13 protein-coding genes and 2 pseudogenes are annotated in these 16,539 nt (G+C 38.8%); 7 read left to right on the plus strand and 8 right to left on the minus strand.

The window, feature by feature from the left end:
• Nucleotides 1-41: 41 nt before the first annotated feature.
• From NON16_RS25535 to NON16_RS02490, 3 genes and pseudogenes are all read right to left on the minus strand, one after another.
• Nucleotides 42-311, minus strand: a pseudogene (locus NON16_RS25535) (OsmC family protein); the annotation flags it as partial.
• Between the two features lie 21 nt (nt 312-332).
• A complete protein-coding gene (locus NON16_RS02485) occupies nt 333-527 on the minus strand; it encodes a hypothetical protein (protein ID WP_257346817.1) in 195 nt (64 codons plus the stop codon).
• Nucleotides 528-742: 215 nt separating this feature from the next.
• A pseudogene (locus tag NON16_RS02490) lies at nt 743-1,057 on the minus strand (endonuclease); the annotation flags it as partial.
• A 174-nt stretch (nt 1,058-1,231) separates the two neighbouring features.
• Between NON16_RS02490 and NON16_RS02495 the strand changes: the two are divergent.
• From NON16_RS02495 to NON16_RS02510, 4 genes are all read left to right on the plus strand, one after another.
• Nucleotides 1,232-2,806 carry a hypothetical protein gene (locus NON16_RS02495; RefSeq protein WP_257346818.1) on the plus strand — a complete coding sequence of 525 codons (1,575 nt, stop codon included), beginning with the start codon at nt 1,232-1,234 and terminating at the stop codon, nt 2,804-2,806.
• 744 nt (nt 2,807-3,550) lie between these two features.
• Nucleotides 3,551-4,141, plus strand: a complete 591-nt coding sequence (locus tag NON16_RS02500) for a guanylate kinase (RefSeq protein ID WP_257346820.1) — start codon at nt 3,551-3,553, stop codon at nt 4,139-4,141.
• Between the two features lie 728 nt (nt 4,142-4,869).
• The gene (locus tag NON16_RS02505) at nt 4,870-5,880 is read left to right on the plus strand and encodes a DUF3231 family protein (protein WP_257346821.1); all 1,011 of its coding nucleotides are present in this window, start codon (nt 4,870-4,872) and stop codon (nt 5,878-5,880) included.
• 112 nt (nt 5,881-5,992) lie between these two features.
• Nucleotides 5,993-6,454, plus strand: a complete 462-nt coding sequence (locus NON16_RS02510) for a hypothetical protein (RefSeq protein WP_257346823.1) — start codon at nt 5,993-5,995, stop codon at nt 6,452-6,454.
• A 562-nt stretch (nt 6,455-7,016) separates the two neighbouring features.
• Here the strand turns inward: NON16_RS02510 and shc are convergent.
• The gene (gene shc / locus NON16_RS02515) at nt 7,017-8,897 is read right to left on the minus strand and encodes a squalene--hopene cyclase (protein ID WP_257346825.1); all 1,881 of its coding nucleotides are present in this window, start codon (nt 8,895-8,897) and stop codon (nt 7,017-7,019) included.
• Nucleotides 8,898-9,010: 113 nt separating this feature from the next.
• On the opposite strand from shc, the gene NON16_RS02520 reads away from it, so the two are divergent.
• Both NON16_RS02520 and NON16_RS25540 read left to right on the plus strand, forming a co-directional pair.
• Nucleotides 9,011-10,159 (plus strand): DUF2515 family protein, encoded by a 1,149-nt coding sequence (locus NON16_RS02520; RefSeq protein ID WP_257346827.1) that lies wholly within the window; start codon nt 9,011-9,013, stop codon nt 10,157-10,159.
• Nucleotides 10,083-10,553 carry a CBO0543 family protein gene (locus tag NON16_RS25540; RefSeq protein ID WP_372508722.1) on the plus strand — a complete coding sequence of 157 codons (471 nt, stop codon included), beginning with the start codon at nt 10,083-10,085 and terminating at the stop codon, nt 10,551-10,553. The genes NON16_RS02520 and NON16_RS25540 overlap by 77 nt, the downstream gene beginning before the upstream one ends.
• 118 nt (nt 10,554-10,671) lie before the next feature.
• Here the strand turns inward: NON16_RS25540 and NON16_RS02525 are convergent, their stop codons facing one another.
• On the minus strand, nt 10,672-12,240 hold the full coding sequence (locus NON16_RS02525; RefSeq protein ID WP_372508733.1) for a catalase: 1,569 nt from the start codon (nt 12,238-12,240) through the stop codon (nt 10,672-10,674).
• A 352-nt stretch (nt 12,241-12,592) separates the two neighbouring features.
• On the opposite strand from NON16_RS02525, the gene NON16_RS02530 reads away from it, so the two are divergent.
• Nucleotides 12,593-13,738 (plus strand): aminotransferase class I/II-fold pyridoxal phosphate-dependent enzyme, encoded by a 1,146-nt coding sequence (locus tag NON16_RS02530; protein WP_257346831.1) that lies wholly within the window; start codon nt 12,593-12,595, stop codon nt 13,736-13,738.
• 276 nt (nt 13,739-14,014) lie between these two features.
• On the opposite strand, the gene NON16_RS02535 is transcribed toward NON16_RS02530, so the two are convergent.
• The 3 genes from NON16_RS02535 to NON16_RS02545 all read right to left on the minus strand — a co-directional run bounded on the left by NON16_RS02535 (nt 14,015) and on the right by NON16_RS02545 (nt 16,456).
• Nucleotides 14,015-15,136 carry a DUF1648 domain-containing protein gene (locus NON16_RS02535; RefSeq protein WP_257346833.1) on the minus strand — a complete coding sequence of 374 codons (1,122 nt, stop codon included), beginning with the start codon at nt 15,134-15,136 and terminating at the stop codon, nt 14,015-14,017.
• Nucleotides 15,133-15,531: a GntR family transcriptional regulator gene (locus NON16_RS02540; protein WP_257346835.1), complete on the minus strand. Its 399-nt coding sequence runs from the start codon at nt 15,529-15,531 to the stop codon at nt 15,133-15,135. The genes NON16_RS02535 and NON16_RS02540 overlap by 4 nt, the downstream gene beginning before the upstream one ends.
• 208 nt (nt 15,532-15,739) lie before the next feature.
• Nucleotides 15,740-16,456: a DUF817 domain-containing protein gene (locus tag NON16_RS02545; RefSeq protein WP_257346837.1), complete on the minus strand. Its 717-nt coding sequence runs from the start codon at nt 16,454-16,456 to the stop codon at nt 15,740-15,742.
• Nucleotides 16,457-16,539: the final 83 nt, after the last annotated feature.

Below are 16,539 nucleotides of genomic sequence, written 5' to 3' on the forward strand. Positions count from 1 at the left end.
CCCGACATCTCCTTTTTATCGATGTTTTGGGTCAACCCCTTTTAAAATTTATCGTTTGTTGCGTCAGTTTCAGTTATATTCCAATCATGCTCGAACTGAACACACCCTTTTAATGTTTGGGCAACAGGGCATCCCTTTTCAAATATTGATAATGCACGTTCAGCAGCGTCTATTTTTCCCTTTGGTACTTCCAACTGATAATGGCATTTAATTTTGGTTATCTTTAATACTCCCTCTGGTGCTTCAATGGTCCCTTCAAAATTAGCTCTGAGTTTATTGGGGAAAGTAGGAATTTTACGCGCCTCCAGCGCGCCTGATAGTGTGCCGGTTAGTCAGCCACCAGCTGCTGAAACAATGTGATCGAGTGTGGATGGTTGTTCGGTTTCAGGCACCGCCTTATAAAAATCCTTAACACCACCATGAACACCATAATGAACAGGTTCTTTAAAATCAGCAATGTATGCTCTTCGATTAGGCCGTTCATCTTGAATTACTGTAATTTTAGAAATTTCAATGGGCTTACTCATGCTAAAAACCTCCTGACCCTAAATTCATTTTAATACTTTTTTATATTTCCCCTTTATACAACATTTTTAAACTATGTTGTTACATCGTTCGGGTTGTTCTTCTTAGACGTGTTCCTTTAAAATATAATATCAAAGGATGCAAAGGACGAAAGGGGGATTGCTATGAACCATTATGATTGGCAAATGATATTATTATCTTTATAAACTTATTGCTACTACCAAATACTTTCAACCCATTCAGGATGGTCGATGAATGGATTACGATTATGTTGATATTCGTTATAGATAATATTGTTTCTTCTCCGTTCAAAATCATCAACTGGATCTTGTTCATGCCACTGTTTTAAGATTGTCAGCCGTCCGATAAAAGGGTTTGAGCCATTATTTACAAGATTATTAATTTCCAAATCGAGGTCTCCACTGTCCCCTTCGTATCGAACATCCATGTAAAAAATCATTCTGGCTACGTCCCCTTTTACTTCATCACGAGGTTCCCATGAATCATTATCATAATGATTTTCAGGAGCTTCTTGTAGTGGAGAGAATCTAAATTACAGAAGTTGATCGAAGAAAGCCCATTCGGTTTAGCGATAGGATGAATTCAATCTCTCTAAAAAGAAATTGCGGTCAGAACCTTGTCATTTCTTCTTTCTTGTAGTATTCTTATTATAGAACACATGTTCGTTTTAGGAGGAGGGGTAGAGGTGGCGAAAGGTCAATCTCCGAGCTTTGTTTTCACACTTGAACTGGAAAAGAACCCACGATTGTTTTCCAACCTTGAAAAGGAACTAGAAGTGTGCCGTGTGATCTATAACACGGTACTCGGAATGTATCTCAAGCGAGAACAACAATTCAAACGTGAGAAAGTATATAAAAGGTGTATTCGTCAATTAAAGGGAATCCATCATAAACTTCGGTTGGATGAGGACAATCTTATCTTAAAAGAAGAACGGAAAGCCCTTTACCTACAATTAAACCAACTTCGCGAAAAGTACCAACTCACGGAATATGCTGCCCATCAATGGATCAAACCCATCCGACAACACGTTGGGAATCAAGTCAATGCGGCGGTTGCCCAAAAAACGGCTTCCCGTACGTGGCTCGCTTTTCGTCAGAAACTATTCGGGAAAGCAACCAAAGTCCGATTCATTCGAAAGGGCGAGATGGTGAGCCTAGAAGGAAAAACGAATAAAACAGGCTGGCGATATGTCGATCGTCACCTCGTCTACAAAGATCGATCAACGCCTTTACGTATCAAACCCAACGACGAGTATGCCTTGACCATTCTGTCTCTACTTGAAAACCAAACCTCCTTCTCCTACACGAAAACGGAAAAAGGCAAATCGATCACGGTTCACGAAAGGTATCGTGTGAAATACGTCCGTCTAGTGAAAAGAGTGATCCGTGGAAACATCCGTTATTTTGCCGATCTCGTCATTGGTGGGTATCCACCGACAAAAACCAAAACACTCAGAAAGGGACCCGTAGGGTTAGATATTGGAACCTCAACCCTTGCCGTTTCCTCCATCACCCAGGCCGGTTTATGGAATTTAGCGGATCAGGTTCAACCCCTTTCCCGTGAGATTCGTCTTCTTCAACGCAGGATGGATCGATCCAAACGGTCCGCCAACCCAGAAAACTTTGACGAAAATGGTAGAATTAAGAAAGGAAAGAAAACCTGGACGTACTCCAAACGTTATCAACATCTTCGTTCTCGGTTAAAAGAGTATTATCGGAAGCAAAGGGTTGTTCGAAAACAGTCCCATAACCAGTTGTCCAATCTCTTAGTTAGCCTTGGTCATTGTTTCTACATCGAGACGATGCATTTCAAAGCCCTCCAAAAACGGAAAAAAGACACGGAAGTTTCAGAAAAGACCGGTAAACTGAAACGGAAGAAACGATTCGGAAAAAGTATCGGTCATCGAGCACCTGCCATGTTGGTCCAGATCGTCGAGCAAAAAGTAAAACGACTTGGGGGGATGTTCGTCCATGTCCAAACCCAAACCTTCAAAGCCAGTCAATACTGCCATCAGCGTCGTACCTACATAAAAAAGCCATTATCTCAACGTTGGCATCTTTTCGAGGATGGTTCCCGCGTTCAACGGGATTTGTATTCTGCTTTTCTCTTGATGAATTCCAATAATGCTGGAACAAAACCGATTCAAAAACGATGCCAAGAAACGTATCCCCTATTTAAACGAAACCATGATGAGGCCGTGGGTCAGATTCTCATACAAAACAAGATGATTTTTAATTCAGGGATTCTAGTCCATCCATAATCAAGAATAAAATAAGCGGTGTGATCCCACCGAGCTCGTGAGAGCAGAAAGAAGCAGTCGATAATGGCAACAGAGGTTGCTTGGACTGCGAACGTTCGGATAGAGTTAGGCTCAGTATCTAAGTCCCTAAATGCCGAGCATCCGTAAGGGGTGGACTGTGGCTGCCGGTTTAGAAGAAGGTCTTACGTATTCGAACCCCACGGCTTTAGTCGTGGGAGGATTCAGCTGCTAACGTGTGTGAAAATGGAATTTGGATAAATAGCAAAAGAACGGATAGAAAAGGGATAAATGTAAGTATAAATCGTGGACGTTTCAATGAAAACTTATTCAAAAGCAGTTCCTCCGAGCTTATGATTTTGAACAATACCGACTTCCTTATTTTTGATAGCCTCCTTTCTAGCCGGTTATCTATCTCGAACTCAATGCATCACTGCAACTTATTCAACCGGCTATAGTTAAATTATTCATAAGGAAGCGAACTCCTTTATGGATTAATAATTGAGGAGGAAGGTCCTGGTAATTTTGATTTTTTTTACAATTGAAGCTCTAATAAATTTTTAATCGGTTTTCGGGTTTAAGAATCGGTTGGATTAGTACTCGAAACAGAGAAATCTATGACAAAATGGTTCACGTTTTTAAGGTTTTAGATAGAAATTTTTTCCTGAACTTATCTAGAATATGGTATAATTAATAAACTGAACCTTTAAAATATACTGAACATTAATGAAATCAAGGAGGTAATCTATGTATCAGGTAAAAGAAAAAGAAAGAATATTCATTTACACAGGCCCTGATGGATCCGGTCGAAAAACACTAGCCAAAATGGTTGCAACTGCCTTTGATATGGAAACCGTTCTCTCCTACACTACTCGCCCACCTCGACATTATGAAACGAACAATGAAGACTATCACTTTGTTAGTGAAGAGGCCTTTCAACAAATGCAGCAACAAAATGAATTTCTTGAGAGTGTAGATATAGATGGGTATTGTTATGGAATACGTGAAAAGGACATAGTAGATGCATTTCAAGGTCATGATTTTGTATATTTAGCTATGAATCCTGATGGTGCTGAGAAATTGAAGCAGATGTTTGGCAAAAATGTAGTCCGCATTTTTATTTACGCTGATCGTGATACGGTCATCAAGAGACAAAAAGAGCGCCAAGACAATGAGGCGGAAATTAGGAGGCACATGACCCATTACGACGACACAATGAATTATAAAAATCAATGTGAACATGCTTTTGAAAATTATGATTTGCCGCAGGTGTCTTTCCAAATAAGCGAATTGATTGAATCCTACTTGGATAGGGACTATATTGTATCTGAGTACTAAAAGAGGTTGTTTAAAAAGTCCGGTAAAAATAGCTGTCGAATTTCTTCGTTCCTTGAAAAAGGAGTACACTTTTTCTGCGTGTGAGGTATCGTCTCCGTAGAATATTCTTGTGCTCGACCTTTCCGATCTTGCACAGGACCTCAACACAAAAATAATTATTTTTGTGTCTGCGATGATTAATCATAGAAGTTTTCCTTATGCTGACTTCGACGTTATGCTCACACGATGTGAGTCAGTGCAACGTTGTAACAGGACGTTACGAATTTAGTTAAATTTCAATATTACGGCTCTTTTTGTCCTCGTTTTTAAACACGTACTAAAGATAACTTATTTCTCAACTACCAAGGGGTTGACCCAAAAGGACATTAAATAAGTCCTATTTGAGGGTCGCCCCTTCTTTTTACCTATTTTCTACTAAAAAATAAAAGAATCGCCCTTTTTTCTGTATAATTAAGTCACCACAACCCTCACATTACGAGGCCTCTCGAAAACAACGATTGAATGGGGCTTAGTTTCAATTGCCCACAACTTAAAGAAATGGGAAATTAACCTTAGACCAAAGCCAATAGAGATAACACAAGACTCAATATGGGTCTATTTTTTTCGCCTTTAATCTTTTCTTAAATAAGGAATTAGCATACATTAGCTAATTTAATTCAGAAAACTTTAGGCTAAAAGGGAAAGTAAAGGGAACCATAAAAATATTCAATTTGATTAGGAGGTCTAACATGAATGACATACCTTTATCGTCTTCAGAATTAGGCAACATTTGGCAGGCGTATCAAGAAAAATCAATGAAGTTGCACTTTCTGGAACACTTTATTGAGAATTCCAACGAGAGTGCAGCAAAGGATATTTTGCAATCTGCTTACAATATTGAATCTAAAAATAAAAAAGCCATTGAGGCTATTTTTCAAAATGCTGGTGCTGTGATTCCTGTTGCTTTTACCGAAAAAGATGTATTCAAAAAAGCGCCTCGGCTTTTTGATGAAAGCTTTGATTTAATGTATATCCGTAATTTGAGTAAAATTTTGATAGGACTTTATGCTCTACACTCGGGAATGTCTTACCGGGAAGACATCTGTGAATTATATAAAGACTTTACCTCGGATAGTCAGATGATTTACACCCAAACCACACAATACCTATTAAATAAAGGGGTCTTGCCACGTCCTCCTATCGTTCCTATGCCGAACAAAGTTGAGTTTGTCGAAGATACAAGTTACACAAATGGCTCGAAATTCTTAGGAAGCAAACGGGTACTTAATACGGTTGAAATTGGCTTAGTGTATCAGTCTCTCGAAACAAACATTCTAGGTGTGAAATTGATGACCGGCTTTGCACAGGTAGCTAAGAATTCAGATGCGAAAAAATACTTTCAACGCGGTAAAGAACTCGCAAAGAAACAAATATCCATCATGAGCGATCTTTTATTAGAAACTGATATACAAGCACCTTCCACTTGGACAGGAATAGTTACTGACTCAACGATATCGCCGTTTTCTGACAAAATGATGATGTATAACACAAATTTATTATCGATTTTCGGCTTGGGGAGCAATTCTGTTGGAGCAGCTTTTAGTTTTCGAGGAGATCTACTTTTAAAAATGGGCCGTATCATGACAAATATATTCGATTTTGCCAAAGATGGAGGGGAAATAATTATAAAAAATGGTTGGATGGAAGAACCGCCTCAAGCAGCGGACAGAACAAAGTTATCAAAAGGACAGAGCAAATAATGACAAGATTCGGAAAGGCTTAACTCGTTATCAAATCAATAGTTGCATGGGGAAAAAGTAGTGAATAGAAGAAAAAAATGAAATAACATCTACAACAACTTGGACGGATAATATGAATCGAAATAATAAGTATGAAAAACTCTTTTGGAGTATTGCATTACCTGGTTTTGGCCAAATTTTAAACGGTAGGATTTTTAAGGGCATACTTTTCATTGCATTGGAATTTCTGATTAATATTCAATCTAACTTTAATGAAGTTATTCTTTTAAGTTTCCACGGCGAAATTGATAAAGCTATTCAACAAACGAATTATCAATGGTTAATGTTTTACCCTTGTTTGTATATGTTTGCGGTATGGGATGCTTATAAAGATGCAGGGGGTGGGAAGAAACCTTTCTCGTTTATGCCGTTTGTTTTTTCTGCCTACTTCGTTACTGTTGGACTTATCTATTCTCCAGATTTAAGGATCATGGGTATATTATTAGGCCCCATTTGGTTACCCATATTGTCCATATTACCAGGGGTAGTAATCGGTTTGCTATTAAAAAAATTCATAAATCAAAGGTACCGTTAATCCACTTTTAACGGTTGCTTCCTTCAGAAAATCAATACTCTTTAAAATATTGTTTGCGTACTGCTTTGCTTTTTTGGAACTAATCGTTAGTATCGTTATTACTATCCTTTAGTCCACCTCAACCACTTAGTCGAAACGAATTATTTAAGCAATAACATAATGGGGCTGCCGTGAAAACCGACTTCTAGAGACAGCTTTTTCTTTGGTTTTCTACATACAAAAAAATCGCCTAATCCGTTAAAAGTAAGTGACAAAACCAACAAAAACAGAGGCGATTTTCGCTGAGAGACCTCGAGAAAGTGAATATCGAATTTTGGGCTGATCGCCATCGCCCACAACTTCCTGAAGCAGGCGGAACAAAACCCGCCTGCTTCAGGAAGGAGACACAAAAAGGAAAAAACCCACGAAGAATTTTCATTTTCATCGTGGGTTTTTCTCACACGTTAAGAAAGTATAAAAATACTTTCTATAGTATAAGCGCAACTACGGCGATCACCTGCGCTAAGGCTTGGCGCTAGCCAAAGGGGCTTTTGGGAGAGCCCCTTTTTATATGATAGAAGATCTATTGTTTAAGATACTTTTCTTTAAAATGACTTAGCGCAAGTAATGGCCAAATGTATCGATAGCTATGGTAATGGATGTAAAATCCCCCTGCCATTCCTTGGCCTTTTGGATAGGCTGTTGTCCAGTCATGTTTATCCGAAGCCTGGATTAAATAATCGATTCCACGTTGGATTTCGGGAGTTATCTTAGTAGAAAACATAATTAATGCATCTACCGCCCATGCGGTATGAGTTAAAGTACTGACTCCTAAGGGGATATATTTTTTGTTTATGTCACTCTTGCAGGATTCCCCCCATCCCCCATCCTCATTTTGTATTGTTTTTAACCAATTTATTGCTTTTTGGACGATTAAATCAGTACTTAACTTATCACATGCTGCCAAACCAGTTAAAGAAGCCCATGTTCCATATATATAACAGATTCCCCAGCGTCCATACCAGGATCCATCTTCTCTCTGATCATTAATCAACCACTTTATTCCATTTTTTATGGCTGGATGCTCTTTGTTTAAATGAGTATAGTTTCTGAAAAACTCGAGTGTTCTTCCTGTAAGATCAGCAGATGAAGGATCAAGTAGCAGGTATTCGGCACCTTGAATTGGTGCCAACGCTAGTAATTTATTATCTACATTTCTTTCGAAGGCTGGCCAGCCACCGTCATCGTTTTGCATCGACATTGTCCAATTCACGCCTCTATACCAGGATTGCTGGTAGGAGGAGTTGTGCTTGACCAGGTTCCGTATTGACCTTAGGCTCGCAGTTGTATCATCTACATCGGGATTAAAGGTATTAATATCGGAAAATCCCCAGCCACCGGGTAAGGTGTTTGGGTTATGAATCGCCCAATCCCCATACTTATAGTGTTGGCGGGATAATAAATAGTTATTTGCCTTTCGAACTACATTACTTGAATACGGAACACCAGCATCTTGTAAAATATGGCTTATTAGTGAGGTATTCCAAACATTTGCCGTAGTATATTGCATATGGACGTGGCCATCGATTTCACAAGCCATTAACTTTAACCCTTTTATCGCCTTTGTAATAATGGGATGATCTTTTGGGTTGCCAAGCGATAGTAACGCGAAGATCATAAGAAATGTCGCACTAAAATAGCTATAAAACGTTCCATCAGGTTCAAGGTGGTTTAACATATACTGTTTTGCACGCTCTATTGCTAAGCGTTGTATGTTTTGGTTAGGATTCGTTACTTTTTGTAGTTCAGTTTTCATTGAAGAAAAGATGTTCCTCCATTCTTCAGGTTGGTCATACGGGTGAACAATTCCTCGGTTTACAAACAAGTCTGAAAGATTAGGACTTCTCTTCGTCTTTTTTTGATATTTACGATCATTTAAGATTAAAATCGGAGCGAGATTAGCTCTGCCAAAAACGGAAAAATCATAGAAATTGATAGGCGAGGATAAAGGAAGCAACATGATTTCCGCGGGCAGAGGAAATTCAGATTGCCATTGCAGCTGACCTGTTAACGCCAACATGATATTCGTAAACATGCTTGCTTTTTCTATCCCACCTGTAGATAAGATGAACTGTTTAGCAGATAACAACTCCTTATCCTTTTTATTACGATAACCGGAATAGAGCAAAGCATAATAAGCTTCAATTGTCGCAGATAAGTTCCCATGATCTTCATCGTAAAATAATTTCCATGCGCCGTTTTGCTCTTGTTTACTTAAAATTCGTCTTACTAGTGCTTGTATTAACATTTCATCATTAATTTCCAAGGTACGTAATAAAATAATCATATATGCATCTGTAGTGATACCCGTATCAAATGCATAATCCCATGAACCATCTGGAGTCTGGTCCTTCACTAATATAGAAATGATTCGGTTGATTTCATACTCGACCGCTTTTTTCAAACAATCAACCCTCCCTGATATAAACCATCAACTATACATATAAACATATTCATTCAACCTTCAATGAATTCATGGAGAGGAGTGGATCTCTCATTCTAGGCATCAAAAGGAAAATGGCGGTAGCGAATACTCCCCTAACCCATGATTTGCTGCAGATTAAAAAAGACCTGAAAAATAAACTTGATTCTAAGCCTTCAAATCACCTAGTTGAGTCTAATTTAATGTTGGATGAGCGAAATCTGATTCATTCGATTCATAGTCATACAAAAGATCTGAACACTGACAATGTAACACGTACACAAGCCTACTTTGAGTTCTACACTCACTATCCCGAAATTCAATGGGCACTCCTTGGTCATTTGGTATCGAGAAACGGTGGATGGAATATGACTGATTTAAAAGGGGAATATCTTTCGAAGCTCTTGTCTGACAAGGATCAAGAGGATTTCTTCATGTTTTTAGAAAGAGGGAATTGGTTGATCTTTCAGGATGTCTATCCGCAATTTTTACTTTACGAAGAAAGTTTAAAAAGAAAGAAGCCATTATTTCATCTTCTTCCCTACTTTCACGTTTCAGCATTTATGGAACCCTTATGGAATCATTTTTGGACTTCTAGAAACCGTTATCTTTTAGCGATTGCTTTAGTTGTTAATGAACAGAGCTATTTAGAACAACACGTAATGCAAAATAAACAATTTCAAAGTAAGATCATTCAATCCATTGAGTTCAACCTTCAGGAGCTACTAAGCTTAAACCATATTCTCTTTCCTATTGACTCACCTTTTGAAAAAGCTAAATTAGTCGGACAAACGCTTAACCATTTCACTTCCCTACATGAACGAATTTTACTAGGAAAGCGTTTATACTCACTCCTTTTTGATGACGAAGAACGTCTAACAAATATTCTGAAATGGGCAAAGTTTAATCCTCATACTGGTTCTCGTAAAGATTATTGGCCGCACGTCTTTAACGATGTAAAAGAAACGTTACCTGGGAGAGTTTATAATCCTCAAATCAAGGATTGTTCACTAAAACAAGGAGTCTGCCGATTATTTAGTCCGAAGCTCCAATATGCTTGGCAAAATGTTGAGCACACAGATGCTTCACCCAGCGATTGGTTTAAGGAATTAAATGCCCTCGATTACCTCAAAAAACCATTTAAAAATGTAAACGGAGAGATTCAACATGCCTATTGTAAAACACTTGAAACACTTGGTTTTGCCATTTTTACGAAGAAGGCAATTTTCCATCGGAAACAATAATTCATCTTTCATCCCTTATTTATTGTCAATGGTATTCGCCTCGTGGGTATGTACATACTTAGAATTATTTTTTACAGGCAAAGGAATCTATGCATTTCCAAAGCGTCCGCTTACCAATATTTTTACGATCGATATCCGATTTACACTCATTGGATTGCCGCTTTTCACCTTCTTTGTCTTATATTCTATGAATTTGATGAAGGGATTTCTTAGGTGCTGTTTCGTACTGTCGATGGGGGTATTAATGATGATGGTTGAACTTCTAACGGAAAGGATTGGTTGGTTGACTCATAGTTCACAATGGCAACATAGTTACTCTTTTTTCGGATATATGATCTTTATACTGACTATCTGGAAGTTCTTTCGATGGTGTGAATCTTTTAGCCGGCAATGAGAGCCAGGATGGTGTTCATAAATCAGAAAGCTGAAAAAAGGGACCTCCCATAGGTTCTTGATTCTTCCTTTGGGTCAGTCCCTTCCTGTGGGTATCAACTTGTTATGTTGAACATCCTCTAATAAGAGTCAGTACTGTGGCCTTTGCGCTCTGCCTCCTCAACGCCTTCATGTGTCTGTGTAGCACCCGCTGGTCCATGATGATTACTATCACCGTGTTGTTTCAATCCATCTGCAACACGACGACCATAGTCCTGATCACATTTCGTAAGAAGCTCAACCATTCGTTTCTGAATCTTGGTATGGCATGATGACAAACCGTTTACAAGATTATGGATTAACTCGTCTCGCTCAAAATCATCAAAAGCCCGGTATGTTTCGCCTGCTTGCTTATAATCATTCGTTCGGTCAATACTTTCTCGTACCAGTTGACCTTCAACATTAGGTGTATACTCTTCTCCTGATTTTGATGCCTCTTTCAAACCGTTTAAAGAAGACGGTTCATAGTTAACATGTGGATTTTGCCCCGGAGCTTGATCAACATAATATGCCATTTGGCCATCGCGCTGATTGGTTGCTACGTGTTTTTTAGGGGCATTTATAGGTAATTGCAAATAGTTTGCACCAAGTCGATAACGCTGGGTATCCGAGTATAAGAATGTTCGCCCTTGTAGCATTTTGTCATCAGAAAATTCTAATCCATCTACAAGCACCCCTGTTCCAAAAGCAGCTTGTTCTACCTCTGCAAAGTAATTTTCTGGGTTTCTGTTTAATACCATACGTCCAACAGGCAACCATGGAAATTGTTCCTTTGGCCAAATTTTCGTGTCATCTAGAGGGTCGAAATCCAATTCAGGATGGTCATCATCACTCATAATTTGAACGAAAAACTCCCATTCGGGAAAATCACCACTCTTAATCGCTTCAAATAGGTCTTGTGTTCCATGATTGAAGTTTTTCCCTTGAATTTCTTCAGCTTCTCCTTGTGTCAAGTTTTTGATTCCTTGCTTTGGCTCCCAATGGTATTTAACGATAACGGCCTTTCCTGCCTTGTTCACCCACTTATATGTATTAACTCCCGAACCTTGCATCTGACGATAATTGGCCGGTATTCCCCAAGGTGAGAATAAGAAAGTGATCATATGAAGTGATTCAGGAGAATTGCTGCAAAAATCAAAAATCCTCTCTGAGTCTTGTATGTTTGTAACGGGATCTGGGCGAAACGCATGAACAACATCTGGAAATTTCATCGCATCACGGATAAAGAATATCTTAAGGTTATTGCCTACTAGATCCCAATTTCCGTCCTCTGTATAAAATTTAACAGCAAAACCTCTGGGATCTCGTAAAGTTTCTGGAGAATGTCCACCGTGATTGACAGTAGAAAAGCGAACAAATACGGGTGTTTGTTTCCCCTCATCCTGAAAAACCTTTGCACGTGTATATTTTGAAACTGGTTCCTCACCGACCTTTCCATACGTTTCAAAATAGCCATGAGCACCTGCACCACGTCCATGAACGACACGTTCGGGAATGCGTTCACGGTCAAAATGAGAGATTTTTTCAATAAAGTGATAGTTCTCAAGTGTGGCTGGTCCACGATTCCCCACCGTTCGAATGTTTTGGTTATACTTTACAGGATGTCCTTGACGGGTTGTAAGTGTAGTTTCATCTTCTGATTCTGCCATCCGTTTATCTAAAGAATCCCCTGAACCAGTGACTGAACTTCCATTTTCCATTGACTTGTTTTCATTATCCATTACTTATCCTCCTTTGAAAATTTGATAATTGTTGATACGTTTATTTTCTAGAAAGATATGTTTTTTATTCTTCATTTTCAATAAATGCCCTTTCTCCTAGACTCTTATCAAACCGTTAACGATGTCGCTCCTATTCGTTTATCCTCTGAAAATTCTTTATTGGCTATTGCTTAGAAGGGTTTTCGAGAATCATAGCGAACGTAACTACTTAATGAATTTACTTGAGATGTAGACTTGCCTTGATTCATGTAAGATTGTCATTCTAAGGATGGTGGAATTTATGAAGCTAGATGATTTTAAACTGGAGGTTTATTTCAACAAATATGAGTTTACAGCACCTTATTTACTATGCCAATCGGATTGTCAGTCAATGACCATACAGGACCTATTAGACTTTGAAAGTGGTACGGAAGAAGATTTCAAGAAAAGTTGGTTGGGTTATACAGAAGTTGAAGGGAGTTCGGAATTACGTCAGGAAATTGCAAAGCTTCACTCAAGTATCGATCCTGACAGTATATTAGTACATGTAGGTGCGCAAGAAGCGATTTTTAACTATATGAATGTGACACTTAACCCTGATGACCATGTGATTTGTCAGTTTCCTGTTTATCAATCTCTTTATGAGGTAGCAAAAACAATCGGCTGTGAAGTCTCTAAGTGGGAGCTAAAACAAGGATCAGAAGGCTGGGAGGTGGACATTGACGAACTTAGGAGCTTAGTAAAATCAAATACGAAATTGATCGTTGTCAACACTCCGAATAATCCAACAGGCTATATGCTGAACCTGGATGAAATGAAGGCAATAACCGAAATCGCAAGAAAAAATAATAGCTACATATTCAGTGATGAAGTATACAAAGGCCTTGAGCTGGATGGTGACACATTGCCATGGTTTTCTGATCTATATGAAAATGCTGTATCACTAGGGGTTATGTCTAAGGCATATGGACTTTCAGGCTTAAGAATCGGTTGGATCAGTACCCAAAACAAAAAGATTTATGACAAGATGGTTCGCTTTAAACATTATACCTCGATTTGCAGCAGCGCTCCGAGTGAATTTTTAGCAGTGGTCGCACTCAGAAATGGAGAAAAGATCCTGAAACGGAATCAAATGATCATAAAAAACAATTTGAAAATAGCAGATGAATTCTTTAATAGGTACTCGCATCTGTTTGAAAACAATAAACCGAAGTCAGGGCCAATCGCTTTTCATAAACTGAAAATGAATCAATCAGCTGATGTTTTTTGTGAAGATTTAGTAAATAAAAAAGGTGTACTTCTATTGCCGGCAAATACTTATGACTATGAACATGATTACATTCGGATGGGATACGGAAGGGATAATTTCGTAGAGAGTTTAGGAAAGCTTGAAGAATATCTAATCGAAAACGGGTTAGAAGTGGAACTTAGCAGTAACAAAAAATGAGATTAGGAGTGAACCTGTCATCGGTTTTCATCGATGTTAAGGGTCAGCTCCCTTGGCCTACTAGTTTTCACGTGCAATTGAAGTAGTACCCAGCTCCAATGCCCAGAAGCTAGAGATCGCTTCGATTCTTCTACAAACACTGTTACAGAGTGAACGCTTGCACCTACCAGGTACAAGTGTAAGCGCCATTAGGTCTAAGCAATCGTCTTCGCATCCGCTCGACGCTGGCTAAGTTTTCCTTGTCTTACTTGAATGACGTGCTTCCACTTTCCACATTTACATTGAAGTAACCCCTAAAACGATAGGTATACTAACAGCTAATAGTATGATTACGAGAAGAATCATCCAAGCTAACGGTCGAGCCAGGTTAATCGTCCAACCAATTCCGAACCTCTTTTCCAAAAATAATGAAGGATCATTTATATTGTAGTAAAACTGGCCGAGCTTCCAATGCTGATCATCGTCACGATCAATCACTTTCCCGGTACCTTCCGCACTGACTTTTACGCGACTTCCCCCTTGCCCTGTTGAAAATGATAGTACGATCGAACCTAAAGTTACACCTATCCCAAAAATGATCGGGACAATTGTCAATACCCGATGATTAATCGGATAAATAAATGAAAGTTGAACGAGCGAAAATAGTAGGGTTAATGCAGTTCCAGTAGCGATGATGAAGGCTGACCATCTTCTTCTGAAAATTACGTTTTGTTGTAATGATTGTTCTGGATTTTCCGCATTTACCTGCTGTTTAGCTCTTGCAATCATAGTATTTATAAATAGAAATAATAAGGTTAAATAAACTTGCATGATTGGCATGACAAGGACTGAGCGATATGATTTTTCCATCCAATTTGTGATTTCACCCTCAAAGTTGTACTGCATCGGTATTTTATCTGGTATTTGATCGTATAGACGAAAGGTTATGACCATTGTGGATATAGAGATTGCGAAAGACAAGATGAACCAAAGATTCGAGTGAGTGAGTTTCAACTGACGGAATTGTGTATCGATAACGACTTGTGCGGATTTCTGTTTACCCCAGCTTTCCTTCGCTTTCAAGGTTTTCATTTTATTATGAAATTTTACGTAAACTAGGAAGCTGCCACCTGTGTACAGGATGAGTATGAAGCCTAGCAAGAGACTTAATGTATTCTCATCATTGCCGACGAATGGAATACACGACAAAAAGATGAATACTACCAAAAGGCTGATGCCCCCAATTATATAGGCGTATTGCTTACGCATAACTTTTAGTTCAAGACGGTTATAAATCTCTTCCGGAATTGTAACCCCGAAGCTTTCCGTTCTTCTCGTCCAGTAAGGAATGAACATCAAGGCAATAAATACAGGAACCATTATCAACATAATCAGGAATAAACCCATAATGGAATTCATTTCTCCTCTTCCTTTCTATCATAAAATTCTTTAAACAGCCGACTGCACATGTGTAAAAACTCCTCTTCATCAAGCCCTCTGCATACCGATTTAGCAATTAGTGGATGTAAGGAATCGTTCAATTGTTTTCTGTAAGCTTCATCAGCTTGCGGGATTCCTTCTGGATTAACGACAACACCCTTTTGGCGGTGTATCAAAATAAGCCCATCCTGCTTAAGTAGTTGGTACGCTTTGTTCACTGTATGAAGGTTGATGCCTATGTCTGAAGCTAATGACCTCACAGAAGGCAAACGATCCCCAGGTTCAAGATCTTTCTTTGCAATTCCTGCGATAATTTGATGAACCAATTGAATGTAAATCGGTTCATTTGACTCCAGGTCCAGTTTTATAAACACAATTCGATCACCATCTTCTATGTTTTACTTGTTATATATATAGTATAACAATTAGAACAAAATGACAACAAAAAGTAGTTCTGCCGACAAAACGCGAATATTATAGGCTAAGCAAATTTCAACCTAAAAAAAAGTCGAGTTCCTTTACCGCTAAGGATCTGACTTTTTTAAAAGAGGGTTCTTAACAGTTATAAAAATTGACTAGTATCTATCCTAGTGGAATTTTTCCCTTAACCTGCTTTAACGTCGCTACTATAAGAAAGCTAACAATCACTAATAAGAGCCATGAACTCACCTTTCCTAGATGAACGAGACTCCATGCATCGGTTTGGTTTGGATATTCCCAAGCTCCAAAGAACGTTGCGATATTTTCGGCTATCCATATAAAAAATCCGATGAGCACAAAAGAAAGTGCGAGTGGCATACGGTAACGAGTACCATCAACCTCGTATGTGACCCATGATTGCCAAAAGACGATAATTACAAGTCCAGATAACCACCAACGAACGTCAATCCAATAATGGTGGGTGAAGAAATTCAAATAAATCGCAGCTGCAAGAGGTACAACTACCAAAAACGGTGGCCACTTAATCAGTTCAACCTTCAACCTCCTCCACGCCTGGCAAAGATAACTCGCTACACTTGCGTACATGAATCCGCTATACAAAGGCACTCCAAAAATTTTGAAATATCCTTCCTCTGGATAAGACCAGGAGCCCATATGTACCTTGAAAAGTTCAAGAGCAAGTCCAATAAGATGGAACAATGTGATAACCTTTAGTTCATCCCGTGTTTCAAGCCCAGAACGGACCATCCACCACTGCATCAGAAGGCAGATAATAAGCAGCCAGTCATACCGTGGTAGGAAGGGAAGTGGCATGATTTGTGTAAAAGCCAAAAAGGCAAAAATAATGACAGGAAACAAACATGATAGAGCCTGCTCCCAACCAAAACAAACGAGTTGTCTAGTGCTCTCATGATTTGTGCCTTCAAAGGTTTTTTCTGAGA

It is taken from the genome of Pseudalkalibacillus decolorationis, assembly GCF_024609785.1.
Taxonomy (GTDB): Bacteria; Bacillota; Bacilli; order Bacillales; family Fictibacillaceae; genus Pseudalkalibacillus; species Pseudalkalibacillus decolorationis.